The sequence below is a fragment of the Mesorhizobium sp. M1322 genome, from assembly GCF_040318085.1.
Lineage (GTDB): Bacteria > Pseudomonadota > Alphaproteobacteria > Rhizobiales > Rhizobiaceae > Mesorhizobium.
The window spans coordinates 83,641-108,292 of record NZ_JAMYLP010000003.1 but is presented as its reverse complement, the minus strand read 5'-3'; the positions used below and the strand labels follow the sequence as shown (position 1 = coordinate 108,292).

22 protein-coding genes and 1 pseudogene are annotated in these 24,652 nt (G+C 63.5%); 9 read left to right on the top strand and 14 right to left on the bottom strand.

Annotated features, from left to right (window positions below; all coding sequences use genetic code 11):
- The first annotated feature begins 179 nt into the window (after window positions 1–179).
- A complete protein-coding gene (locus NKH12_RS02135; RefSeq protein WP_352951668.1) occupies window positions 180–1,040 on the top strand; it encodes an alpha/beta fold hydrolase in 861 nt (286 codons plus the stop codon).
- Between the two features lie 58 nt (window positions 1,041–1,098).
- On the opposite strand, the gene NKH12_RS02130 is transcribed toward NKH12_RS02135, so the two are convergent.
- The 9 genes from NKH12_RS02130 to NKH12_RS02090 all read right to left on the bottom strand — a co-directional run bounded on the left by NKH12_RS02130 (window position 1,099) and on the right by NKH12_RS02090 (window position 11,295).
- Complete coding sequence (locus NKH12_RS02130) at window positions 1,099–1,995, bottom strand: arginase family protein (protein WP_352951667.1); 897 nt, start codon at window positions 1,993–1,995, stop codon at window positions 1,099–1,101.
- 517 nt (window positions 1,996–2,512) lie between these two features.
- Complete coding sequence (locus NKH12_RS02125; RefSeq protein WP_352951666.1) at window positions 2,513–3,592, bottom strand: ABC transporter ATP-binding protein; 1,080 nt, start codon at window positions 3,590–3,592, stop codon at window positions 2,513–2,515.
- Window positions 3,589–4,389, bottom strand: a complete 801-nt coding sequence (locus NKH12_RS02120) for an ABC transporter permease (protein ID WP_352951665.1) — start codon at window positions 4,387–4,389, stop codon at window positions 3,589–3,591. The genes NKH12_RS02125 and NKH12_RS02120 overlap by 4 nt, the downstream gene beginning before the upstream one ends.
- Window position 4,390: 1 nt before the next feature.
- On the bottom strand, window positions 4,391–5,251 hold the full coding sequence (locus NKH12_RS02115; RefSeq protein ID WP_352951664.1) for an ABC transporter permease: 861 nt from the start codon (window positions 5,249–5,251) through the stop codon (window positions 4,391–4,393).
- 67 nt (window positions 5,252–5,318) lie between these two features.
- Complete coding sequence (locus NKH12_RS02110; RefSeq protein ID WP_352951663.1) at window positions 5,319–6,323, bottom strand: ABC transporter substrate-binding protein; 1,005 nt, start codon at window positions 6,321–6,323, stop codon at window positions 5,319–5,321.
- 65 nt (window positions 6,324–6,388) lie between these two features.
- Entirely contained in the window at window positions 6,389–7,864 is a 1,476-nt protein-coding gene (locus NKH12_RS02105) for an aldehyde dehydrogenase (protein WP_352951662.1), read from the bottom strand.
- Entirely contained in the window at window positions 7,861–8,913 is a 1,053-nt protein-coding gene (locus NKH12_RS02100; RefSeq protein ID WP_352951661.1) for an LLM class flavin-dependent oxidoreductase, read from the bottom strand. The genes NKH12_RS02105 and NKH12_RS02100 overlap by 4 nt, the downstream gene beginning before the upstream one ends.
- Complete coding sequence (locus NKH12_RS02095) at window positions 8,910–10,715, bottom strand: alpha/beta fold hydrolase (RefSeq protein WP_352951660.1); 1,806 nt, start codon at window positions 10,713–10,715, stop codon at window positions 8,910–8,912. Before NKH12_RS02095 ends, NKH12_RS02100 begins: the two co-directional genes overlap by 4 nt.
- Complete coding sequence (locus tag NKH12_RS02090; RefSeq protein ID WP_352951659.1) at window positions 10,708–11,295, bottom strand: amino acid synthesis family protein; 588 nt, start codon at window positions 11,293–11,295, stop codon at window positions 10,708–10,710. Before NKH12_RS02090 ends, NKH12_RS02095 begins: the two co-directional genes overlap by 8 nt.
- 144 nt (window positions 11,296–11,439) lie before the next feature.
- Between NKH12_RS02090 and NKH12_RS02085 the strand changes: the two genes are divergently transcribed.
- From NKH12_RS02085 to NKH12_RS02050, 8 genes are all read left to right on the top strand, one after another.
- Window positions 11,440–12,111 carry a GntR family transcriptional regulator gene (locus NKH12_RS02085; RefSeq protein ID WP_352951658.1) on the top strand — a complete coding sequence of 224 codons (672 nt, stop codon included), beginning with the start codon at window positions 11,440–11,442 and terminating at the stop codon, window positions 12,109–12,111.
- Window positions 12,112–12,474: 363 nt separating this feature from the next.
- The gene (locus NKH12_RS02080) at window positions 12,475–12,942 is read left to right on the top strand and encodes a sulfocyanin-like copper-binding protein (RefSeq protein ID WP_352951657.1); all 468 of its coding nucleotides are present in this window, start codon (window positions 12,475–12,477) and stop codon (window positions 12,940–12,942) included.
- Window positions 12,943–12,996: 54 nt separating this feature from the next.
- A complete protein-coding gene (locus NKH12_RS02075) occupies window positions 12,997–13,185 on the top strand; it encodes a hypothetical protein (RefSeq protein WP_352951656.1) in 189 nt (62 codons plus the stop codon).
- 14 nt (window positions 13,186–13,199) lie between these two features.
- Entirely contained in the window at window positions 13,200–14,021 is an 822-nt protein-coding gene (locus NKH12_RS02070; protein ID WP_352951655.1) for an SDR family oxidoreductase, read from the top strand.
- 11 nt (window positions 14,022–14,032) lie between these two features.
- On the top strand, window positions 14,033–14,980 hold the full coding sequence (locus NKH12_RS02065) for a 3-hydroxyacyl-CoA dehydrogenase (RefSeq protein ID WP_352951654.1): 948 nt from the start codon (window positions 14,033–14,035) through the stop codon (window positions 14,978–14,980).
- Window positions 14,977–15,939: a 3,5-dioxohexanoate:acetyl-CoA acetone transferase gene (gene kce, locus NKH12_RS02060; RefSeq protein ID WP_352951653.1), complete on the top strand. Its 963-nt coding sequence runs from the start codon at window positions 14,977–14,979 to the stop codon at window positions 15,937–15,939. The genes NKH12_RS02065 and kce overlap by 4 nt, the downstream gene beginning before the upstream one ends.
- A gap of 201 nt (window positions 15,940–16,140) precedes the next feature.
- The gene (locus NKH12_RS02055; RefSeq protein ID WP_352951652.1) at window positions 16,141–17,349 is read left to right on the top strand and encodes an acyl-CoA dehydrogenase family protein; all 1,209 of its coding nucleotides are present in this window, start codon (window positions 16,141–16,143) and stop codon (window positions 17,347–17,349) included.
- 31 nt (window positions 17,350–17,380) lie between these two features.
- Window positions 17,381–18,412: a phosphotransferase family protein gene (locus tag NKH12_RS02050; protein WP_352951651.1), complete on the top strand. Its 1,032-nt coding sequence runs from the start codon at window positions 17,381–17,383 to the stop codon at window positions 18,410–18,412.
- A 40-nt stretch (window positions 18,413–18,452) separates the two neighbouring features.
- Here NKH12_RS02050 and NKH12_RS02045 read toward each other — a convergent pair whose 3' ends face one another.
- From NKH12_RS02045 to NKH12_RS02025, 5 genes and pseudogenes are all read right to left on the bottom strand, one after another.
- A complete protein-coding gene (locus tag NKH12_RS02045; RefSeq protein ID WP_352951650.1) occupies window positions 18,453–18,962 on the bottom strand; it encodes a sarcosine oxidase subunit gamma in 510 nt (169 codons plus the stop codon).
- Window positions 18,955–21,903, bottom strand: a complete 2,949-nt coding sequence (locus NKH12_RS02040) for a sarcosine oxidase subunit alpha family protein (protein ID WP_352951649.1) — start codon at window positions 21,901–21,903, stop codon at window positions 18,955–18,957. Before NKH12_RS02040 ends, NKH12_RS02045 begins: the two co-directional genes overlap by 8 nt.
- A complete protein-coding gene (locus NKH12_RS02035; RefSeq protein WP_352951648.1) occupies window positions 21,900–22,196 on the bottom strand; it encodes a sarcosine oxidase subunit delta in 297 nt (98 codons plus the stop codon). The genes NKH12_RS02040 and NKH12_RS02035 overlap by 4 nt, the downstream gene beginning before the upstream one ends.
- A gap of 13 nt (window positions 22,197–22,209) precedes the next feature.
- Window positions 22,210–23,464: pseudogene (locus tag NKH12_RS02030) on the bottom strand (sarcosine oxidase subunit beta family protein).
- Between the two features lie 10 nt (window positions 23,465–23,474).
- Complete coding sequence (locus tag NKH12_RS02025; protein WP_352951647.1) at window positions 23,475–24,623, bottom strand: M24 family metallopeptidase; 1,149 nt, start codon at window positions 24,621–24,623, stop codon at window positions 23,475–23,477.
- Window positions 24,624–24,652 lie beyond the last annotated feature (29 nt).

Genomic DNA, 24,652 nt, shown 5'->3' with positions numbered 1-24,652 from the left:
ATTCCCGAAGAGTCCGACGGTGCCTGTGTTTGACGAAGATAAATTGTCCCTCAAAGCAATCGAGTGGGAGTGCGTATCTCCAAGCACGCTATGGCGCGACGTAACCCATAGATTTAGAATAAATCCGGGAGAACGGCGGGCGAAACGAGCAATGGCTCGGTGAGAGAAGGAGGCCTGCGATGATCCGGCACTATCTTCGTGTCATGGACGGAAGCCCTCTCGCAGTTGATGTCGGAGGGGATCCCTCCAGTCCCGCTCTATTGCTGCTGCACGGCTTTCCCAGCTCAGCGCGCACGTTCCGGCGTCTGGCCCCGATGCTCCTCGACGACCTGTTCGTCATCGCTCCCGATCTTCCGGGGTTCGGCGAGTCCGATGTGTTCGCCTCGATGTCCTTCGAAGCAATGGGGAACGCAATCCTCGAAGTCCTCGACCACTTCTCCGTCGGTCCTCGCTTCATCTACCTTCACGATTTCGGCGCGCCAGTCGGCTTTCATGTCGCGATGCATGCGCCCGCGCTGGTGACGGGTCTGATCATCCAGAATTGCAACGCTCATACCAGTGGGTTCGGCCGCCAATGGGCAGACACCATCGCCTATTGGTCGAACCCCACCGCGGAGAATGAGGCCGCCGCCACCGCTCATCTGACCTGGGAAGGGATGCGGTATCAGTATGTCGGGGGCCTGCCCGACGATATCGCAAAGGCCATCGCTGCCGAAAACTGGGATGAGGACTGGCGCGTGATGAGCCTGCCGGGACGGCTCGAGGCACAACGTGCCCTCGTGGCGGACTATGGAAACTATGTGCGCCGCTTCGCAGAGATCCAGGGCTATCTGCAAACCTACAAGCCGCCTGCCCTGATGGTATGGGGTCGCCATGACCCTTTCTTCGAACTCGCCGAAACCATGAGTTGGATCGAGGCGCTTCCCCGTATGGACGCCCATATCCTCGACGCCGGTCATCTCCTGCTCGAAACCCGCGCGGAAGCGGCAGCTCACCTGATCCTTGATTTCATCAACAGAGAAAAGCGCCGGTCCAGGTGAATGGGTCACGGTGTCGGATTTGCCCGCCGTCAGCAATTTTTTGTTATTGATTTCAATATTAAGCGGGCGCGGCTGTGCCGAGAGCCACCGCCAGGACATCGGCAAGGCGACGGCCGGCGCTGCCGTCCTCGTCAAGGCGCGGATTGTAGATGGTGACCTCGAGTCCGACCGCCTTGCCGCTCGCCAGGATGATCCGGAGCGCCGCCGACAGTTCGTCCCACGACAGCCCGCCCGGTACGCGGAAATCGACCGCCGGCATGATCGCATCGTCGAGACAATCGGCGTCTAGATGGATGAAGAAGCCGTCGAGTTCCGCCCGCGTCAGGTGGCCAGCGGCCGCCCGGGCGGCGGCTTCGACGCCCAGGCGGCGGATGGCGTGGAGATCGTAGGCCATGAGCTCGGCTGGCAAAGGCTGGCTGCCGAATTCGGCCTGGTCCTCATGGTCGCGAAATGCGAAGGCGACAGCGTCCTCGGGACGCACCAACGGACGGCGGTCCTCCAGGTCGGTCAGCAGCGCCGGCCCGTAGCCGGTGACGAAGGCCAGGTCCATGGACGCGCCTTCGCCATTGGGCTCGGCCTCGGGCTGGAAGAAGTCGGCGTGGCCGTCGATAAAGAACAGGCCGTAGCGGCCGCGCCGGCGCAGCGCGAGCATCGGACCTAGCACGATCGTACAGTCGCCGCCCAGCACCACCGGGAATTCGCCCGCGTCCAGCAGCTCCTCCACGGCGTCGGCGAGCTTGGGCGACCACGCCGCGATCGCGTTGGCATTCAGCGTCAGGGTGGCAGGGTCGGGCTTCGGGTCTTTCGGCGGAACGGCCAGCCGCCCGGCACGGCGCGCATGGATGCGCTCGGCGAGGCCCAGTTCCAGCAGCCGACCGGGCAAGGCCTCAACGCCGTCGGTCGCCAGACCCAGCGAGGACGGCGCTTCAAGGATGGCATAGGGGCGGGTCGGCATCAGATGCTCCAGGTATCGCGAACAAGAACCGGCGCAACGCCGGCGGTCTCTGCTACAGAGCGCTGCGCCCGAGGCTGTCGGTCTGGCGGCGCATAGGCGATGCTTTTGCGGCCAAAACTCAACTTGCAGCCGACGTAACCTCGGTACGCAACATCCCAAATTGCGCTTCAGGCCGCCACGCTCTTCAACGTTATCTCCAGCACCTTTGACGGTATTTTTTCGTCAATTCGATCGCGCTGGTTTCGCCGGAGATCGCACCATGCGGCCAGTTGATACCGAAAGTGGACAAAGCCGAGGAAATTTCAACCTGTCCAATTCCATCAAGGCGCACACGGCCCCGCGCCAATGTCGGCGACAAGCCCGGCGCGCGTGCTCGTCCTTTGCGCGCCGAGTTGCGGCCTTGATCAGATGTTTGGGGAATTGGACGCCGCGACCGTTGCTGGCATGCCGCCAAATACGGCGTCACCATCGAGCCGCCGGCTGCCTGGGATGTCGTTCCAGGCCGGCAGCGCGTCTGTCAGGCTGGAAACAGAAATGCGGCGGCAGGATCGAAAAAGATCTGCCGACTGCTTGGGGCGCTGCCTTCCTGTGCTTCTGCCATATCGGATGTCGGCCTGACGTCGATCTCCTGGCCGGCGGCCGTGCGCGCGATGACTCGCCGCCGCTCGCCGAAGAAGGCGGTGTCGATGAATTCGACCGCAAGCCCGGCAGTGGCCGGGCCGGGCCTCAGCCGAAACGCTTCCGGCCGCACCATCAGCCGGGTCTTCTGACCATGGCTGAAGTCCTGATCGATCCTGACGCCGGAGACGACCGAGCCATCGGCCAGGCGGATCGTGGCGGAGCCGTTGACGGTTTCAAGATGCTCAGCCGGCAGGAAATTGGAATTTCCGATGAAGCTGGCGACGAATTCGCTCGCCGGTCTCAGATAGAGGTCCTCACCGGTGCCGATCTGCTCGATGCGCCCGTCCCGAAACAAGGCGATGCGATCCGAAAGATGCAGCGCCTCGTCCTGATCGTGAGTGACGTAAAGGATCGTTACACCGGTTTCGCGGTGGATGCGTCGTATCTCGGCCTGGATTTCCTCGCGCAGCTTCTTGTCGAGCGCCGAAAGCGGCTCGTCCATCAAAAGGATCGGCGGATCGTAGGCCAGCGCCCGGGCAAGCGCCACGCGCTGCTGCTGTCCGCCGGAAAGCGCGCCAGGATATCGGCCGCCGAAACTCTCGAGCCGCACCAGCGACAGCATCTCGGCGACCTTTCGGTTCACCTCGGCGTCCGGCCGGCGGCGCACGCGCAACGGAAAGGCAACATTCTCGGCGACGGTGAGATGCTGGAACAGCGTGTAGCGCTGGAACACCATGCCGATGTTGCGTTTGTGCGACGGCACCGACAGCAACGACCTGCCTTCGAGAAGAACGTCGCCGGATGTCGGCTGCTGAAAGCCGGCGATCGCGTAGAGCGTCGTCGATTTGCCGGATCCGGAAGGGCCGAGAAAGGTCAGGAACTCGCCCTTGGGTATATCGATGGTGACGTCGTCCACGGCGACGAAGCTGCCGAACGCCTTGCGCAGGTCGCGAATGGAGAGGAACGGTTCGGTCATTTCGACAATTTCCGCCGAATGAGTGCGGTTACGATCATCAGGCTCAGCGTCAGAAGAACGAGAAGGCTGGAGGCAGCGGCGATGACCGGGCTGAGATCCTGGCGCAGGCTGCCCCAGATCTTGACCGGCAAGGTCTGCAAGGTGGGGCTGGCCATGAAGATCGCGACCACCACCTCGTCCCACGAGGCGAGAAAGGCGAAGATCGCCGCCGAGAAGATCCCGATCTTGATGGCCGGCAAGGTAACCCGCAGTTTTGCTTCGAATGGGCTTGCTCCGCAGACGATCGCCGCATCCTCGATGGATTTGTCGAAACCTTCGAGTGCCGCGGTGATGGGAATGATGGCGAAGGGGAGTGCCAGGACTGTGTGGGCGATGACGAAGCCTGCCGTGGTGCCGCCGAGCCCGATCCGCAGGAACAATGCATAGATGGCGATGGCGAAGACCACGACCGGCAGCACCATTGGCGTCAGCAGCAGGCCGCGAAGCGTGTTGCGCCCCCGAAACTGTCCCCTGACCAGGGCGAAAGAAGCCAGGAGCCCGATGACGACGGCAAGAATCGCGGCCATGGTGGCAATGCGCGCGCTGGTCAGCGCCGCTTCGAGCCACGCCGGATCGGCGAAGAGCTCCTCATACCATTTCAGCGTCCAGCCGGGCGGCGGAAAAGCCAGCCACCGCGACGATCCGAACGACAGCAGCACGATGAACACCACCGGCAGCAGCAGAAACGCGGCAACCAGGCCGGTGAAACCCAGAAGTGCTGCGCGCAGCCAGCCCAGCCGGTCGTAGTCGAGCAGCATCTCAGATCCCTCCTGTCATGCGCTTGGCGCCGACGAGGCGCAGTTGCAGCGCGTAGAGCCCCATGGTGACCAAAAGCAGGATGAAAGCCGCCGCGCTTCCCAGCCCCCAGTTGAGCAAGGACTGGATCATCTGGGCGATCATTGCGGCGAGCATCATGTTGGAGGTGCCGCCGAGTAGCGTCGGCGTCACGAAATAGCCGAGCGACATGACGAAAACCATCAGGCCGCCTGCAGCGATTCCCGGAAGCGACAATGGCAGCAGAATGCGGCGGAAGGCCTCGAACGGGCTCGCACCGCACAGGGCGGCGGCACGCAGCGTCATCGGATCGATGGCGCGCAGGGTTCCGACCAGTGGCAGTATCATGAACGGCAGCATGATGTAGACCATGCCGATGGTGACGCCGGTCAGGTTGTTGATCAGCGGCAGCGGCTCGCTGATCAGGCCGATATCCATCAGCGTCCGGTTGATGACGCCGGTGCGTTGAAGCAGCACCATCCAGGCATAGGTGCGGGTGAGCAGATTGGTCCACATCGACAGGATGATGATTCCGAAGACGATCGAGCCGAGGGCGGGCGGCATGATCGCCAGCATCCAGGCGACCGGAAACGCCACGATGACGGTGACGGCCGTGACGACGGTGGCGACCAGAAAGGTGTTGAAGAAGACCCGCGCATAGGTGCCGTCGCCAAACAGGATGGCGTAGTTCTGCAGGCCCGGTACGGGTTCGGTTACGCTGCGCAACAGCAGTGCGACGACCGGCACCACGAAGAACAGGGTGATGAGGGTCAGCGCTGGCAAGGCGCCGCCGACGCCGTCTGGCCTTCGGAGGATTGGCAGTCGATGAAGCAAATTGCCCGACATGGCGATGATCCCGGCAGCTCAGGCGGGACGCCTAGCGGCGCCCCGCCGGTTCATGGGTGATGCCAGGCTATTTGGCCTGCCAGGCGTACCAACGCTCCGCGATCTTATCGCGGTTTTCAGCCCAGTAGTTCATGTCGAGGTTGATCTGCCCGTCGACATAGGCGTCCGGCAGCGACTTGACGACATCGGCCGGCATTTCGGCTTTGGCTGCCGTATTGATGGGGGCGTAGCCGCTTGCTTCAGCAAACATTGCCTGGCTTTTCGGGCTTGTCGCAGCTGCCAGGAATTTCATGGCGCTCGCCTTGTTCTTCGAACCCTTGGGGATGACGAGCACGTCGGCGGCAGTCATGTTCTGATCCCAGGATGCGCCGATATCGGCGCCGTCCTGCTTGAGGGCGAAGACACGTCCGTTCCAGAGCTGCCCGAAGGCCGCTTCACCGGAGGCGATCAGCTGTTGCGACTGCGCGCCGCTGTCCCACCAGACGATTTCCGATTTGATCGTGTCGAGTTTCTTGAACGCCCGATCGAGGTCGAGCGGATAGAGCTTGTCTGCAGGCACGCCGTCGGCCAGCAGCGCGATTTCGATGACGCCTGGCGCCGACCATTTATAGAAGGTGCGCTTGCCGGGAAATTTCGTCAGGTCGAACATGTCGGCCCAGCCGGTTGGCTCGCCCGACACCGCCCCTTTGTTCCAGGCAAGAACGAATGAATAGTAGAAGCTGCCGACCGCATGGTCGGTGGTGAAGCGAGGATCGAGATCGGCTTTCGGCACGACGTTGAAATCGATCGGTTCCAGCAGGCCGTCCTTGGCCGCTTTGATGGCGAAATCCATTTCGACATCGACGACATCCCAGGCGACGCTGCCGCCTTCCACCATGGCCTTCAGCTTGCCGTAGTCCGTCGGGCCGTCCTGCAGGACCTTGATGCCGGAACTCGCTTCGAACGGAGCAGCCCAGGATTTGGTCTGCGCCTCCTGGGTGGTTCCGCCCCAACTGGTGAACACCATTTCATCGGCATGCGCGGCAGTGGCTGCCAAGAGTCCGGCCAGGATGCCGGTCAAAATCAGTTTCATGTCATTCTCCTCTGTTGGTTGCTTGGTTTCTTGTTTTTTATGAAATTGCGCGATTGTCGCTGCCCTCATCGCATGACGAACGGGTCCGGGATCGGCTCGTCGGATATCCGTATCCAGACGGATTTCGAGCGCGTGTAATCGCGGATGGCGTCAAGTCCGCCCTCACGGCCGAGCCCTGACTGACCATAGCCGCCGAACGGCACGAGCGGCGAAACGGCACGGTATGTGTTGACCCAGACGACGCCGGCATGGATGTCGCGCGCCATGCGGTGCGCCTTGGCGAGATTGGTGGTGAACACGCCCGAGGCGAGGCCGAACGGCGTATCGTTGGCAAGCGCTAGGGCTTCAGCTTCCGTGTCGAAGGCGAGAACGCTGAGCACCGGACCGAACAATTCTTCCCGCACGCAGGGCAGCGCTGAATCCTCGGCGTCGATGATGGTCGGCGCGTAGTAGAAGCCGTGCGGGTGATCGTCGGGCCTTTTTCCGCCGGTGACCAGCGTCCCGCCCTTGGCGAGGCTCTCGGCAACGATCTTTTCGATCCATTCCCGCTGGTGTGGCGTTGCCAGTGGTCCCATTTCGGTGGCCGGATCCTGCGGATCACCAATTTTGATGGCCTCGGCCTTGCGCTTCAGCCTGTCCAGGAACTCGGCCTTTATCGAACGCTCGACAAGCAGCCGCGAGCCGGCGACACAGCTTTGTCCAGACGCCGCGAAAATCCCGGCCACGACCGCGTTGGCCGCACTGTCCAGGTCTGCGTCGGCGAAAACGACAACCGGGCTTTTCCCGCCCAGCTCCAGCGTCGTGTAGGCGAGATTTTCCGCCGTGTTGCGGACGATAGCGCGAGCGGTCGTAGGCCCGCCGGTGAAGGCGACGCGTGAAACCAGCGGGTGACTTGTCAGGCGCCGGCCGCAATCGTGCCCGAACCCGGTCAGTATGTTGACGCTTCCGGCGGGAAATCCGGCCTCGTGAACGAGTTCGGCGAAGGCCAGCAGCGGCGCTGGGCCGTCTTCCGAGGCTTTCAAGACGACCGTGCAGCCGGCCGCCAGCGCCGGACCGAGCTTGACGGCCGAGAGGAAGAGCTGCGAATTCCACGGCACGACGGCAGCGACGACGCCGATCGGCTCGCGCCTGATGGTGACGTCCATATCGGCCTTGTCGATAGGCACATGCGAGCCTTCATGCTTGTCGGCAAGCCCGCCATAGTAGCGGTAGTAGTCGCCGACATAGGCGATCTGGGCGCGGGTCTCGCGGATGATCTTGCCGGTGTCGCGCGTTTCCAGTTCGGCCAGGCGGCCGGCATTGGCGACGACCAGATCGCCGAGGCGCACCAGTAGCTTGCCGCGCGCCGTCGCCGTCAGCGATGCCCACGCGGCGGAGCGCAAAGTCCGGTGCGCCGCTTCGACGGCGCGGTCGACATCGGCTTCCGTTGCGGCGGGCATCGTCGCCCAGGGAGCTCCGGTTGACGGATCGGTGCTTTCGAAGGTGGCTGTCGGCGTATCGAACGCCCCATCTATGAAGTTCCTGAAGGCCACAAGGGTCATTGCGGCCTCCCATGCCCGAAGGCCGGCATCACCTTGTCGACAAACAGCTGCAGCGACTTTTTCTTGCGCTCGTGTGGCAGGCCGCTGTCGATCCAGATCGAATATTGGTCGTAGCCGAGCGCCTCGTATGCTTTCAGCCGGGTGATCACCTCTTCGGCTTCGCCGATGACCAGGTTCTGTCGGATTTTATCCGGCGCGTATTGCGGCATGGCCGCAATCTCGTCATCGGTGAGCGCTTCCAATATCCCTTGGCGAACAGGCTTCTTGTTCTGGAACCACGCGCCGAACTGGCAGTAGAACAGCGACAGGTCCTTCGTCAGCTGCTCCGCATCGGCGGCGTCTTCGGCAACGAATGTGTGCATCAGCAGCATGATGTCGGGGCGGGCCATGTCGGGATGCGCAGCGCACGCCGCGTTGAAGCGTTCCATCAGGCTGGTGACATCGCCATCGCCGGAGGCGAGTGGCGTCACCTGGACGTTGCAGCCGTTGGACACGGCGAAGTCGTGCGAGTTCGGATCGCGCGCCGCCACCCAGATCGGCGGGTGCGGCTTTTGCACCGGCTTGGGCGACGATGTGGTCGAGGGAAACGACCAGAATTCGCCGGACATCTCGAAATCGCCGTCCCAGAGGCCCTTGATGGCCGGGATGATCTCGCGCATGCGCTGGCCCGCGCCCCAGGCGTCGAGCCCCGGGAACAGGCGTTGATATTCGTAGCTGTAGGCGCCGCGCGCGATGCCGATGTCGAGCCGGCCGCCGGTGACGACATCGGTCATGGCTGCCTCGCCGGCGAGCTTGATCGGATGCCAGAACGGCGCGATCACCGTTCCTGTGCCGAGCCGGATGCGCTTCGTCCTGGCGCCGAGATAGGCGATGTTGATGAACGGGTTTGGCGAGATGGTGAACTCCATGCCGTGGTGCTCGCCGATCCAGGCTGTCTCGAAGCCTGCCGCCTCAGCCATCAGGACCAGTTCCTCTAGCTCGTCGATGAGCTCGGCATGCGGCTTTGCCGGGTCCGAGCGTTCCATATGGACGAAGAGCGAAAACTTCATATCTGTTGACCCGGATCGGAAGTGTTCATGGACACCGGCTTGGCGAGCGGACGGACTTCACCTTCAACCTCGTTGCCGACATAGACTCCAAACGCGTCCTCCCGACATTCGCGAACGTAGCGGGCGAGCATCGAGCGCACAGCAGCATCGGCGATGTTCAGTCCGGCAATCCTGTCGATGTCGACGAGCCGGACCTTGCCGTCGCTGGAGTGCGGCGCGTCAACCGTGCCGCGGTAGTAGACATGCGTTCGCGATGGATTTGCTGCGTCATCCCAGACCGCAAACAGGAATCCGAGATGGGCGTCGACAGCTTTCGCAGCGAGGCATCCCCTAAGGCTTCGCGTGTCGCCGGGTGTCCCCAGCCCTCGGCCCGCCGGCAATTCGAAAAAGCCGTCGACGGTTTCGAAGAACAGCACGCGGCCTTCATCTTCGAGGATGGCGCCAACCTCCATGTCCGGAGGCGCGGCCGCCAGCGCTTCCTGGCTGAGACCGGGCGAGACATAGGCGCCACGGCAGTAGCCGAGCGGCTGCGATGAATTGTGGGAAAATTCGCGAACGCGGCCGATGAGGATCGAATGGTCGCCGGCGTCGACCAACTGCTCCATGTCACAGTCGAACGTCGCCACCGATCCAGCGAGTAGCGGGCTGCCGGTCGGGCCGAAGCGCCACTCGACAGCCGAGAACTTGTCCCGCGATTTCGAAGCGAAGACGCCGGATGCGGCTCGCTGTTCCTCCGAGAGCACGTTGACGGCAAAGCACTTCGAGGTCGAAAACACCGGATGACCCAGCGCTTTCTTGGCGATGCAGACCAGCACAAGCGGCGGATCGAGCGAAACGGATGTAAACGAATTGGCAGTGAAGCCTCGCGGCTCTCCTTCCGGCCCGATCGCGGTGACGATGGTAACGCCGGTCAGGAAGGAACCGAGCGCCCGCCTGAATTCGCCCGCGTCGAAGGCTGTGTCGACCGCCGGTCGCGCCGATGTGCTTGCGCCGTTGCTCTCAAGAAAATCGACAATGCACCGTGTGACCACGTCAGGCGAGGCTACGGCCATCATATGTCGTTCGTCCTCCAGAACGACGCAGCGACCGCGCGGCGCGAGGCGGGCCATCGCCGCCGACATCGCAGGTGACGAATTCTTGTCCTGCGAGCCGGTCATGAACAGGGCCGGCACCGCGAGACCGGAGAGACGATCGCCATGCGTCGCATCGGCATGGGCGAAAAGTCGGTAGGTGCGCGCATAGCCGTCCGGGTTGACGCTCTGCAGTGCAGCGCGCGTTGTCCTTGCGGCCTCGGCCAGGCTGTCGGGGACGGGGTTGCCGAACCAGCGCGCGATCGTTGCGTCCGTCCCTGACGGGTTTTCCGCGCCATTCAGTTCGGCGGCGCGCTGGCGCACTGCCTGGGCAAGGTCGGCCGGGCGGCGAAAGACCGCGTTGAGCGACACGAGGCTGCGGACCCGTTCGGGTGCATCGAGAGCGATTTCCTGCCCGACCAGCGCACCCATCGAATGGCCAACGATCGAGACGGCTTCCAGGCCAAGGTGATCAAGAAGCCGGATTGCCTGTCCGGCATAGTCGCCAAGGCTGGCGTCCTTGGGCGGCAGCGGGGACTGTCCATGCCCCAGCATGTCGATCGCGATCACATCCCGTCTGGCCTTCATCAGCTCGATCTGGGGCTCCCAGATCGCCGCGGTCATGCCGACGCCGTGGATGAGGAGGACCGGCGCGCCGGATCCGGCACGGATGAAGCCGGTGCCGTCAGGCGCCGTTCCACGATGCCAACCACGGTTCGTCAGCTCAGCCATGCAGGTCGCCGACCTCCTTGAGATCCTGGTAGCGGTCGCCGATGCGATGATGCGGTCGTCCGCCGATTGAGGCGCCAAGTGCCACCACCAGCTCGTCCGGCGCCGGCGCGTCGCCGATCTGGAAATGCACCGTCAGGTAGTGCGAACGCCGGCCGTCATCGTTCTTGTCCATGAGCGGGATCATGATCGGCGTGTTCGGCCCGCCACGCAGGTTGGTGAAGGCAAGATAGGTCTTGGCGCCGACGGCACGCCGATAGTGGTTGCCGAAATGCAGCGTATGGATGAGCGCGGAGGCATGCTCGATCTCGCCCGATGTGCCGCAGATTGCGGCCTTGCCGTAGCCTTCGATCGCTTCGCCGGATCCCGCAACTGCGAGGATTTCACGGGTCAGCACCTCCCCCAGAACCGGCGCATAGGCGCGGATCTCGGGAGAAAGGTCCTCAGTGAAACCGCGCCCGGCCCAGGGATTGTCGAGCACTGCCGCCACGCCGATCAGGCGCAGCGGCCGGGGGGCCACCTTGCCGCCTTCAATCAGCGTGTTCTCAACATAGGTAACGATCTTTCGGATGGCCGGCTTCATCGAATCCTCTGTGGTCGATCGGGAGGGCATCTGGAAAACTTCCCTTTTACCCTCAATCTTATGGTATACCATACTATTGAAGACCAAATCGCTTGTCAACGGATCGTCGAATCTGTTTGTTTGCGGATGCTGGGAGGTGATGAATTGGCCGACGACACACTGAGGATCGAACGATCCACCAAGACGCTCAGAACACTGGCGCTGGAGCGCATGCGCGACGCGATCATGGAATTTCACTTCCAACCCGGCGAACGGTTGGTCGAACGGCCGCTTTGCGACCAGCTCGGCGTCAGTCGCTCGGTGGTGCGCGAAGTCCTGCGGCAGTTGGAGACTGAGGGCCTTGTCCAGATGATACCAGGCCACGGACCGGCCGTGGCCCGCCCAGATCTCAGCCGCACCGACGAGATCTACGAACTGCGCGCCCTGATGGAGGGCATTGCGGCGCGCGCCTGTGCGCTGACAGCGACGCAGGACCAGATCACTGCGCTTGAGCGCGCATTCGATGTGCTGCTGACGGCGTGGGCCTCAGCCAATCCGATCGAGGTGATGCGGGCGACGACAAAATTCTACGAGGTGCTTTTCGATGCTGCCGACAAGCGCATCGCCTGGGAGATCGTCCAGGGTTTGAACGTCCGCATCAACCAACTGCGTTCCATGACCATTGCTTCGGTGGACCGCCGCGATGCCGCAATTGCCGAAATGACCGACATCATGAACGCCATCAAGTCGCGCAACGGCGATGAGGCCGAAGCCGCAGCCCGGCGACATGTGGAGCAGGCGTGGCGAATAGCGCAACAGACCCTTCGCGATCGCTGAAGCAGAACTTCATATTACGGAATCGCCCGTCGCCCTCGCATTGATGCACTGCAGGCAATTCCAACACGCATCCCACCCGACATAGCAGCAATGACGTTGTTCTTGACTGCTGACGATAGCGCACTATGGGTTTGCTGGTACGGATGCTGTTTCGAGCGTGTTCTCTTCCCTAGGGAACAAGCCCGGTCGACCTCGATTGGCGGCCGCTTGCGCTCGGCCGCCCGCTCGGGAGGAGCCTCTGATTGCGATGGCGCGCTTTGCTCACCTTGCCCTTCTCGCCGTCGCCTTGGCATTGCCTGGAATTGCTCTGGCTGGGAGCCTTTCGTCCCGAGTTGGATCAAGAATGATCCCGCAGCCAAGACAGTGGCCATAGAGATTGTTGCCGATTGGAACCAAGTCGAGCGGTACCGCAGGGACAACATCCGGACCGACATAATAGACTTTAACGGTTACTGGGGCGGCAATCTCACGATCATCGTGCCAGCAGAATGGTCGGTAGAGATCGAGTTCATCAATGGCTCCTCGTCTTTCCCGCACAGCCTGATGGTGACCAGGGTCTACGCTCAGTCAGAGATGCCGGTGAAGTTGACGGCCGACGATGCGATCTGGGGGGCGTACACCGATCCGCCAGAGGGAATTAAAATCAATGAGAGGAGGCAGCTTAACTTTGTTGCGCAACAGGCCGGGAGCTATTTCCTCGCCTGTGCCAGGCAAACGCATCTGATGGACGGACACTGGATCGGTTTCGAGGTGAGAGACAGCATCGAGCAGGCCGTGGCAATCATAGACGAAAGCAAGTTTCCGCAGGAGCAGCCCCCAGGACGGCCTTAGGGGCTAAGCGAGCAAGCCCGCGCTATGGCTTGGTCGTGGAAACAACGCGAATCCATGGCGGTTTACATTGAAACTCAAAGTCTGGGCGCGCCCGAGCAGGTTAGAACTGCTTCTGCTTGCCAAGCCACCAGCGAGGTCGCGCTTTCGTCACTATTTCAGCTGCCCTATGCCACAAGGGCAATACTGTACGGTTTGGTCGTTCTGGGCGCCGCCATGGCGCTGCGCGAACGGCGGCTGCAATGAGAAAGGATCGGACGATGAGTGCGACGGCGATAAGTAAAGCGGCGCCGTCGTCGGCGGACGATTTTCTGACCGGGCTGAAGGGGCAGCGCGTGCTGGTGACGGCGGGCGCCGGCGGCATCGGCTTGGCCATCGCCGAAACGCTGTCGCGGCTCGGCGCGCGCATCGTCGTCTGCGACGTTTCCGACGAAGCGCTGGCTGCTGCTCCGGACAAGATCGCCCTCGTCGCCGCGGTCAGGGCCGATGTCTCGCGCGAAGACGACGTCGACCGTCTGTTCGAGACCGTCAACGAAAAGCTCGGCGGGCTCGACGCGCTGATCAACAATGCCGGCATCGCCGGGCCGACCGGCGGCGTCGATGAAATCGATCCGGCGGACTGGCGGCGCTGCATCGACGTCTGCCTGACCGGCCAGTTCCTCTGCGCCCGGCGTGCCGTGCCGTTGATCAAGGCGGCGGGCGGCGGCTCGATCGTCTCGATGTCGTCCGCCGCTGGCCGCCTTGGTTACGCTTTCCGCACCCCCTATTCGGCGGCCAAGTTCGGCATCATCGGTTTCACGCAAAGCCTCGCCAAGGAACTCGGGCCGCACGGCATAAGGGTCAACGCCATCCTGCCCGGCATCATCGAGGGATCACGCATCGACAAGGTCATCGCCGATCGGGCCAGGCAGCTCGGTGTGTCGAACGAGGAGATGACGGAGCGCTATCTCCAGAACATCTCGCTGCGCCGCATGACCAGCCCTTATGATGTCGCCGCGATGATCGCCTTCCTGTTGTCCGATGCGGCGATCAACATCTCCGGCCAGTCGCTCGGCGTCGACGGCAACGTCGAAACCCTATGAGGAGCCCGACCATGGTGAAAGTAGCAATTGTCGGCAGCGGGTTCATCGGACGGGCCTGGGCGATCAGTTTTGCCCGCGCCGGCCACGATGTGCAGATGTGGGACCAGTCGCCGGCCGCGACGACCGGCGCGCATGATTATATCGCCGGCGTGCTCGGCGACCTCGCGGCGAACGATCTGCTGCGGCGACAGGCAATCGACGCCGTGCTTGGTCGCATCGCCGTCGTGGCAGAACTGGGCGAGGCGCTGGCCGATGCAGTCCATATCCAGGAGAACACGCCCGAAAGCCTCGATGTGAAACGCGAGGTGTTCTCTCGGATCGATTCAATTGCCGCTCCGCAAGCGGTGATCGCCAGTTCCACCTCGGCGCTGCTGCCGTCGAAGTTCACCGACCATCTGCAAGGGCGGCACCGCTGCCTGGTCGTGCATCCAATCAATCCGCCCTATCTCATCCCAGCCGCGGAAGTCGTGCCGGCGCCGTGGACGTCTTCCGAGACAATCGAAAGGACCCGCGCCTTCCTAGTCGATGCGGGCCACGCGCCGCTGGTGATGAAGCACGAGCTCGACGGCTTCATCATGAACCGCCTGCAGGGCGCGCTGCTGGAGGAGGCTTTTCGCCTTGTCGCCGACGGCTATGCCAGCGTCGAGGACGTCGATATCGGCATTCGCGACGGGCTGGCGCTGCGCTGGTCGTTCATGGGTCCGTTCGAAACGATCGACCTCAATGCGCCGGGCGGTGTACGCGACTATGTCGAGCGCTATCAGACGATCTATTCCAACATTTTTCCGCAGATGCTGCGCCGCGTCGACTGGGCCGGCGAGGTCATCGAAACGGTCGAGGCCGACCGCCGCAAGCGGCTGCCGCGGGAAGAACTCGGCGAACGGCAGATTTGGCGCGACCGCCGGCTGATGGCGCTGGCGGCGCACAAGAAAAAATCGGATCAGGAGTTTGGAAGATGACGGAAACGAACCGCAAACCAGGCAGTGGGCGGGCTAAGGGCAAGGTGATCATCACTTGTGCGGTGACCGGGGCGATCCACACCCCGACCATGTCGCCCTATTTGCCGATCACGCCGGACCAGATCGCGTCCGAAGCGATCGCGGCGGCGGAGGCGGGTGCGGCGATCCTGCATCTGCATGCCCGCGACCCCGAGACCGGCAAGCCCGACCAGACGCCGGCGGCGTTCGCCCGCTTCCTGCCGCGCATCAAGCAGGCCACCAATGCCGCCATCAACATCACCACTGGCGGCAGTCCCTATATGAAGGTCGAGGAACGCGTGCGCCCGGCCGCCGAGTTCAAGCCTGAGGTCGCTTCGCTCAACATGGGCTCGATCAATTTCGGGCTCTATCACCTCGTCGACAAATACGAGACTTTCAAGTTCGACTGGGAAAAGCCGCATCTGGAAGCGACGCGCGACCTTGTCTTCCGCAACTCGTTCAAAGACATCGAATACATTCTTGCGACCTGCTACGACAACGGCACGCGCTTCGAGTTCGAGTGCTACGACATCGCCCATCTCTACAATCTCTCGCACTTCGCCGATCGCGGGCTGGTGAAGCCGCCGTTCTTCGTGCAGTCGGTATTCGGTCTGCTTGGCGGCATCGGCACGCATCCCGAAGACGTCGCCCATATGAAGCGCACCGCCGACCGGCTGTTCGGCGACCAGTTCCGCTGGTCGGTGCTCGGTGCCGGCGCCAGCCAATTGCGGATCGCGGCCCAATCGGCAGCGCTTGGCGGAAACATCCGCGTCGGGCTCGAAGACAGTCTTTGGGCCGGCAAGGGTAAGCTTGCCAAATCGAACGCCGAGCAGGTGGTGCTTGCCCGCAAGATCATCGAGGGGCTTGGCATGGAGGTGGCGACGCCCGACGAGGCGCGCGAAATCCTGTCGTTGAAGGGCGGCGACAAGGTCGCGTTCTGAGGCGGCTCGCCGATCGCCACACGGTGAGGCGGTTCGCCTATCGCCTGTTCGCAATAACCGGCCTTGGCATCAAGGGCGTTGCGGAACCACGCTTCGCCGGATGACGGCGGCTGCAAAAGGGGATAGAGGCGAATACGGAAAACGAGCGCTCGCTCGATTTCTAGACGATTGCGGCCACCTCGCTTCGCTGAGAGTTTGTCCATGAATTTCGACATTCCAGCCCGCACCGAAGATTATCGCGCCCGCATTGCCGACTTCGTCGAGCGTGAGATCCTGCCGCTCGAAGCCGACAAGATGTCCTATGACGCGCATGGAAATGTCGCCTTGCCGCTGCTGGAGGCGCTTCGCGCCAAGGCGCGGATGGCGGGGCTGTGGTGCCTGCAGCTCAAGCTGGAAAGCGGTGGCGCCGGTCTCGGCAAGATGGACATAGCGGTCTGTTACGAGGAGATGAACCGGTCGATCTTCGGACCCGTGGTGTTCAACTCGGCAGCGCCCGACGATGGCAACATGATGGTTCTGGAGGCGCTCGGCACGCCAGCGCAGAAGGAAAAATGGCTGAAGCCGATCGTCGAGGGCAAGGTGCGCTCAGCCTTTGCCATGACCGAACCGCACCCCGGCGGCGGCTCGGATCCCTCGATGATCATGACGCGTGCGGAGCGGCGCGGCGACAAATATGTGGTGACCGGCCGCAAATGGTTCATCACCGGCGCGCAGGAGGCCAGCCATTTCATCCTGATCGCGCGAACTTCGGACGATCCGCGCCATGGTCTGTCGGCCCTGTTGTTCCACAAGGACCAGCCTGGCTGGCGCATCATGCGCCGCATCGAGATCATGGGCCCGGAGGAGCATGGCGGGCATTGCGAGCTGGAGTTCGATGGGCTCGAAATCCCTGTCGAAGACATGCTGGTTGGCGAGGGCAGGGGCATGAAGGTGACGCAGGTGCGGCTCGGCCCGGCGCGGCTTACCCACTGCATGCGCTGGCTCGGATTGTCCAAGCGCTGCGTCGAGATCGCGCGCGCCTACGCTGCCGAGCGCCACGGTTTCGGCCAGCGCCTCGCCGACCGCGAAAGCGTTCAGCTGAAGCTCGGCGACCTCGCCATGCGCATAGAGATCGGCCGCATCCTGGTGATGAAGGCTGCGTGGGAGCTGGATCGCGGCGGCTTTGCCCGCAAGGAAGTATCGATGGCCAAGGTCCAGGTCGCCAATGTGCTGCATGACGCGGCCGATGTGGCGATCCAGATCAATGGCGCGCGGGGCTATTCAAAGGACACTGTGCTCGAATGGATCTACCGCTATGCTCGCCAGGCAAGATTGGTCGATGGTGCCGATGAGGTCCACAAGATGGTGCTGAACCGTTTCCTCGACGAGGAAGAGAGCTTCTGGCGCTGGACTGTCGAAGGCGAGGCATAGGCGACGCGGGGTGGCATCTCAGGAGGAAAAGATGCCGTTGAATGCGGATTTCGATCCTGCGGCATTGAAGGGCTTTCTCGCGAACCGCTTCGGCGATGCCGCAATGACGCTCGAGCGGATCGGCGGCGGGCAGTCCAACCCCACCTACTTCGTTGACTATGGTGCGCATCGCATGGTGCTGCGCAAGAAGCCGGCCGGGCCGATCCTACGTGGGGCGCATGCCGTCGACCGCGAGTTCCGCATGCTTGAAGCGCTCGCAGCGACCAACGTCCCGGTTCCAAGGCCGGTGCTCTATCACGCCGGCGCCGAGCCGCTCGGCACGCCGTTTTACCTGATGGAGCGGCTGGATGGTCGCGTCTTCCACGACTGTTCGCTGCCTGGTCTTGTCGCCGCTGAGCGACGCGGCATCTATTTCGGCATGGCCGAAGCGATGGCCAAATTGCATGCTGTCCGTCCCGACGAGGTGGGTCTCGGCGATTACGGCCGGGCCGGCAGCTATTTCGAGCGCCAGATTGGCCGCTGGACCAGGCAGCTCGGGGAATCGCCGAGCGACAGGATTCCGGCACTCGAAGCGGTCGCCGACTGGCTGCCGCAGCATCTGCCCGCAGATGATGGACGCGTGTCGATCGCCCACGGCGACTTCCGCCTCGGAAATCTGCTGTTCCATCCCACAAAGCCGGAGGTGATCGGCATTCTCGATTGGGAACTGTCGACGATCGGCCATCCGCTCGCCGATCTCGGCTTTTGCTCGATGACCTGGCATTCGACCCCGGACGAATATGGCGGCATCCTCGGCCTTGATCATGCCGCACTCGGCATTCCGAGCCAGCGCGAATTCCTCGACCATTATTTCGCGCATGCCGTGCCCACTGCGCCCCTGCAGCGCTTCCACCTGGTTTTTTCGCTGTTCCGTTTCGCGGTGATTTTTGTTGGCATTGCCGACCGGGCGCGGGCAGGCAGCGCGGCGTCGGCCGATGCCGCCAGCAAGTCGCCGCTCGCCGGTCGGTTTGCCGCACGTGCCCAAGAGATCATCCAGGGGGCAAGACCGTGGAGTGGCTCCTGAGGGGAGCGTTCGCGTTCAGGTCCTTTCCCTACCCGCGGCGTCAGCAATCCAATCCGGCAATCCAATCCGAAAGGCTTCGCGAAAAACTTCGCGGCACGATGAGTTCGCACGCGGTCTCACCGGTGCGCAGGAAGAGCACGGGCACATGGTGCAAGGATGTCAGCACGGCGCGGCCCGGGGCGGCCGCCGGCGCGCGCCAGTCGACAGTGATGCATTTGGAGAGGACCCGCGCGACGTCGGCCCCAGCCATTCTGAAACGCACGCGACCTTCGTCGAGAGAGACCGAACAACCGAGATCCGGGTCGACGGCAAGCAAAGGCGCTTCAAAACCGTCGTCGAGAGGCAGCCACAAGCGGCGAGGCGCGATGCGGATGACGAGGAGACCTTTGTGGCGAACCGTCTCTCCGACCGAGGCGGGAAGCTTGGTGTCGAGCGACGTCGAGAGGCTCGATTCGAATTGCCTCAGCGTCCCGTCCCAGCCCTCAACCTGGATGAGCGGACAATCCGCCACAGACAGGCTGAACTCCTGAGAAGACATAATGCTAGCCATGCAGCCGCTCCCCCTGCGGATCGAGGAATACCGGCGAGACGGTGCAGGCACGCACCGTTTCGGCCTTCATCGGATAGACGGCCACGACCTCGCTTCCTTCGCTAGCGACATCGCCGGCAAGCAGCGCCAGCCCGACATAGTGGCCGCGTTCGGGGCTGAAGGTGACGGAGGTCACACGGCCGCGCCCGTGGCCGTAAGCTTTGTCGCCCGGCAGGAACAGGACTGCGCCACCGCTAAGGCGCTTTCCCGCCTCGATGCATTCCAGTCCGACCAGGCGCTGCCGGTCGGGCGCCAGCATGGCCGGGCGCCGTCGCAGCACGTCGCCGACGAAGCCGGTGCGCTTGCCGGCCATGCGGCCGAGGCCGAGATCGTCGAGTGTCGTGCGTCCATCGATTTCAGGTCCGGCGACATGGCCCTTTTCGACGCGTAGCGCGCCGAGCGCCTCGACGCCGTAAGGTTTCAGGTCGAATGCTCTGCCTGCTTCGAGCAGGCGGCTCCAAAGCCGTTCACCGGCAGTTGCGCCGACATAGATTTCGTAGGCGAGCTCGCCGGAATAACTGAGGCGCAGGATGCGGAGCGCACGGCCCTGCCATTCGCTTTCGAGCAGTCCCATATGCGCAAGTGCCGCGTCGGAAACATCGAGAGCGGGAAACGCCGCACTCAGAATTGCGCGGCTTTTCGGTCCGGCAACCGACATCGCCGCCCATTCATCGCTCACCGAGGTCACGGCGACGCGCAAATCCGGCCAGGCCGTATCGAGCAGGAATTCAAGACGCGACAGCACGTCGGCGGCCTTGGCGGTCGAGGTAATCATGAAGAACCGGTTCTCGGCCAGCCGCGTCGTGGTGCCGTCGTCGAAGACGATGCCGTCGTCGCGCAGCATGACGCCGTAGCGCGCACGGCCAACCGGCAGTTTGGCAAAGCCGTTGGCGTAGATGCGATCGAGGAGAACCGCGGCATCCGGGCCCTGGACATCGATCTTGCCGAGGGTGGAGATGTCCATCAGGCCTGCGGCTTGCCGCACGTTGCGCATTTCGGCGATATAGGCTTCGTTCACGTCGCGTCCGGATTGCCTGTAGAAATAGGGCCGCATCCAGAGCCCGACCTCCAGCATCTCGGCGCCGTTCGCCATGTGCCAGTCGTGCATCGGGGTGCGGCGGATCGGCTTGAAATGATGGCCGATGGCGCGTCCGGCAAGCGCACCGATGGCGACCGGCGTATAGGGCGGTCGAAAGGTCGTGGCGCCGGTCTCAGGGATGGTTGCGTTGCGTAAGGCCGCCATCGAGGCAAGCGCCGCAAAATTGCTGGTCTTGCCCTGGTCGGTGCCCATGCCGAGCGTGGTGTAGCGCTTCAGGTGCTCGACCGATTCATAGCCCTCGCGATGGGCGAGCTCGATATCCCCGGTCGTCACGTCCATCTGGAAATCGACGAAAGCCTTTCCACGTCCGAGAGAAGGGATTTCGCGAAACGGCGCCGTGGCGGTCTCGCGGAGATCGAGTTTCGACGGAGGGGGCACCGGCGCCGACTTGCCGCAGAACGATGCCGCCTCGGTGCCGGCGCGATGACCGTCCTCGATGACATCGGCGGTCGAATAAATTCCCATCATCGAGCCGGCGCCGAACCGGTCCGCCGGAAACGCACCCGGCACGAAGCCGCCAATGTCGTCGCGATACTGAGGTTTGACGCCCAGGTGCGAGGTGAGATGCACGGTTGGCGACCAGCCGCCGGACACGCAGACCAGGTCGCAGGCGGCCTCGGATTGGCCGTCCGGTCCGTTGAGCGTTGCACGCCTGACGGCATGGCTGCCGCGCAGGTCGACGATGCGCGTTGCGGCCCGCACCACCACGCCGAGCCGTGCGGCTTCTGCGGCAAGTGCTGTGGGCGGTGCTGCGCGAACATCGGCAACCGTCACCTCTGCGCCGGCCGCGGCATAGTCGAAGGCGGTGCGCCAGGCACCGTCATTGTTGGTGGCGACGATGATTTTCTTGCCGGGCAGAACGGCGAAACGGTTGAGATAGGTCCGGGCGGCCGAGGCAAGCATGACACCGGGCCGGTCGTTGTTCGAGAACACCATTGGTCGCTCGATCGCGCCGGTGGCGAAAACGATCGAGCGGGCGCGAAGCATGGTGAACGTCTGCCGCGCTTCACCGGCCGGATTGGTTGGGTCGCGTTGCTCGACCAGTCCGATGACATTGCCGTCATAGATGCCGAAAGCGGTCGTCCGCTTCATCAGAGTGACGGTTTCGGAACTCTCCAACTCGGCCTCGGCCTGTCTCAACCATGCGGCCGCTGCGCTGTCGGACGGCTCTGCCAGAAGCTGGCCGCCGAGCCGGAAATCCTGTTCGATCAGCGCCACCCGCGCGCCGGCCGCTGCGGCAGCACGCGCCGCCGACAATCCTGCCGGCCCGCCGCCGATGATTGCGACATCGGCAAAGGCATGACTGATGTCGTAGCGGTCGGGATCAGGGTCGGTGCCGGCTCTGCCGAGCCCGGCCGCCTTGCGGATGAAGTGCTCGTAGAACATCCAGGCGCGGCGCGTCGGGCCCATGAAGGTCTTGTAGTAGAAGCCGGCAGAAAGGAACGGCGCCAACAGGCCGTTGACGCTTTGCACGTCGAAGGCAAGCGAAGGCCAGCGGTTCTGGCTCTCCGCGACTAGGCCGTCTTCGAGTTCCAGTGTCGTCGCCGGAAGGTTCGGCTGGCGCTTGCCTGCGATTGCGAGCGTAACCAGCGCATTCGGCTCCTCGGGCCCGGCGGAAAAGATGCCGCGTGGACGATGATATTTGAAGCTGCGCCCGACCAGGGTGATGCCGTTGGCGAGCAGCGCGGAGGCAAGCGTGTCGCCGCGATATCCGATTAGGCTCCGGCCGTCGAAGCTAAACTCGACCGGCTGCTCGCGGTCGATGCGGCCACCCATCGCCAGCCGCTTGTGGTTCGAACTCATGCCGTTGGCTTCCTGGCGGGGGATTTCCTGGCCGATAATTTCCTGGCGAGATCGACGGATGCGATGGCGTGGTTGCGCGTGTCGCGTTCGACCACCAGCCATTGGCGGCAGCCGATCACGTGTTGCCAGAATTCACGATGCAGGCCAGCCGGGTTTGCCCTGATATAAACGTAACGGTACCAGGCCTCCGGATCGGGATCGTCGTGGGCCGGACGCGTGACCGAGGCATCGCCGCCATAGCGGAACTCGTCATGGTCGCGCGGACCGCAGCAGGGGCATTCGATGCGCAGCATTGTCTTGCGCCTCCTATTGCAGCCAGGCGGAGGGGCCGGCGCCAGCCTCGTCGAGCGTGTGGCCGGTGCGGAAACGATCGAGCCCGTAGGCTGCGATCAACGGATGCGGCTTGCCGGTGGCGATCGTGTGGGCGAAGCACCAGCCGGAGGCCGGCGTCGCCTTGAAGCCGCCATAGCACCAGCCGCCGTTGAGATAGAGACCCTCGATTGGCGTCGGGCAGATGATCGGGCTGGCATCGGGGGTCATATCCATGATGCCGCCCCAATGGCGAAGCAGACGGACGCGCGAAATGCACGGCATCAGCGCAATCGCCGCTTCCGCCACTTCGCGCACAACGCCGAGATTGCCGCGCTGGGCGTAGGAATTGTAGCCGTCGAGATTGCCGCCGAAGACCAGCCCGCCCTTGTCCGACTGGCTGACGTAGAAATGGTCGGCGCCATAGGCGACGACTTGGTTTACCAACGGCTTCAGCGGTTCGGTGACGAAGGCCTGCAGGAGGGCTTTCGATCGGCAGTTCAATGCCGGCCTTGGCGCCGAGCACGGATGTATGACCGGCAACAGCGAGCCCGACCTTGCCGGCGCCGATCCGGCCTTTCGTCGTTTCGACGCCGACGATCCTGTCGCCGTCGCGGAGGAAGCCTGTCACCTCGCAGTTCTGGATGATGTCGACGCCATGGCCGTCGGCCGCGCGCGCATAGCCCCAGGCGACGGCGTCGTGGCGCGCCGTGCCCGCCCGGCCCTGGAAGATGGCGCCATGGATCGGAAAGCGGGCTGTGTAGGAGAAATCGAGATAGGGCACGAGACGGCGCACCTCGTCGCGATCGAGGATGTCGGCATCGATGCCGTTCAGCCGCATGATGTTGGCGCGGTGGCTGAAGCCGTCGAGCTGATCGGCCGAATGCGCGGTGACGAGCTGGCCGCGCTGCGAGAACATGACGTTGAAATTCAGCGCCCGCGACATGCCCTCCCAGAGCTTCATCGAGAATTCGTAGAACTGGGTGTTGCCGTCAAGCAGGTAGTTGGAGCGGATGACGGTGGTGTTGCGGCCGACATTGCCGCCGCCGATATAGCCTTTTTCGAGCACCGCGACATTGCGGATGCCGTGGTTCTCGGCGAGGTAGAAGGCGGTAGCGAGACCGTGTCCACCGCCGCCGATGACGATCACGTCGTAGGACGGTTTTGGCTCGGCCGCCCGCCAGGCGCGCTGCCAGTTCTTCTGGCCAGACAGCGCGTTGCGGAAAATCGAAAATGCCGAGTAGCGTGCCATGCGTGTGGGCCTATCGAACGATCGGGCCGGCCGGCGTGCGGGTGAGCACGTCTGCACCCGCATCGGTCAGAAGTACGGTGTTGGAGACGAAGTCGTCGCCGCGACCAGTGCCCATCAGCCACGACAGGATGTGGAAGCTCATCCCGGTCTCGATCTCGAGATCGGAATCGTGCCTCAAGCCGGTCACCGAATTGCCGCCGGTCCATGATGGCGGCTGTCCGGCGCCGACCAGATAGCCGCAGTGATGGCGGCGATAGTGGGAAAGACCGGCCTCGTCGGCGACGGCCTGCCAGGCGGCGTAGACGTCGCGCGCCTTGGCGCCGGGCCGCAGCGCCTCGACGACCGCATTAAAAGCCCTGGCGGTCACCTCCACCATCGCGGCGTCTTCGTCGCTGATATAGCCGATGCGAACGAGCCGGCCGAGCGGCGCGTGATAACGCGAGATGCAGCCGGACAGTTCGACGAAGACCGGCTCGCCCTTGCGGTAGATTCCGTCGCCCCAGGTCGTGTGCTCTTCGCCCAGGCGTGCGGCCGGGCGGATGAACGGGCCGAAGCCCGGAGCATGACCGCCGGCGCGGATCATTGCTGAAACGCATTGGGCGGCGACCTCCTGTTCGGAGGCGCCGTCCGAGATCGCGGCGATCGCGGCGCCGGCGGCGGCGTCGGTCACTTGTGCCGCCTGACGCATCAGCGCCTGTTCCTCGGCGCTCTTCACCCGCCGCATCTTGTCGACCAGCCCGGAAACATCGCTCCATCTGGCATCGGCCTGCGTCTGGAGTGCGACGGCAAGCCCATGGCTGAGGCCGGCCGTCCAGTATTCGAGGCCGATCCGCTTTCCGGACAGGCTGAGTTCCGCAAGCACCCGCGCGGCGAGGTCGGCCGCCGTTTCGCTGTCGGAATGGCCGCGGAATTCCGCTGCCGTCACCTGTTTCTCGATCGTCACCTTTTCCATCGAGCGGGTGACCAGGACAGGTTTCCCTTCGAGCGGCACGATCAGCAGGTGTGGGGCAAAATATCCCCAGTGATCGAGCCCGGTGAGGTAAAAAACGTTCTCCGGCGAAGCAAAGACTGCCGCGTCGAGCTCGCGCTCAGCCAGCGCCGTGCGGACTCTGACAAGGCGGCCGGCGATTTCGGCCTCGGAAAACGGATTACGGTCCATCAGGCGTCCTCGTGCTGGTTTACCGGTTT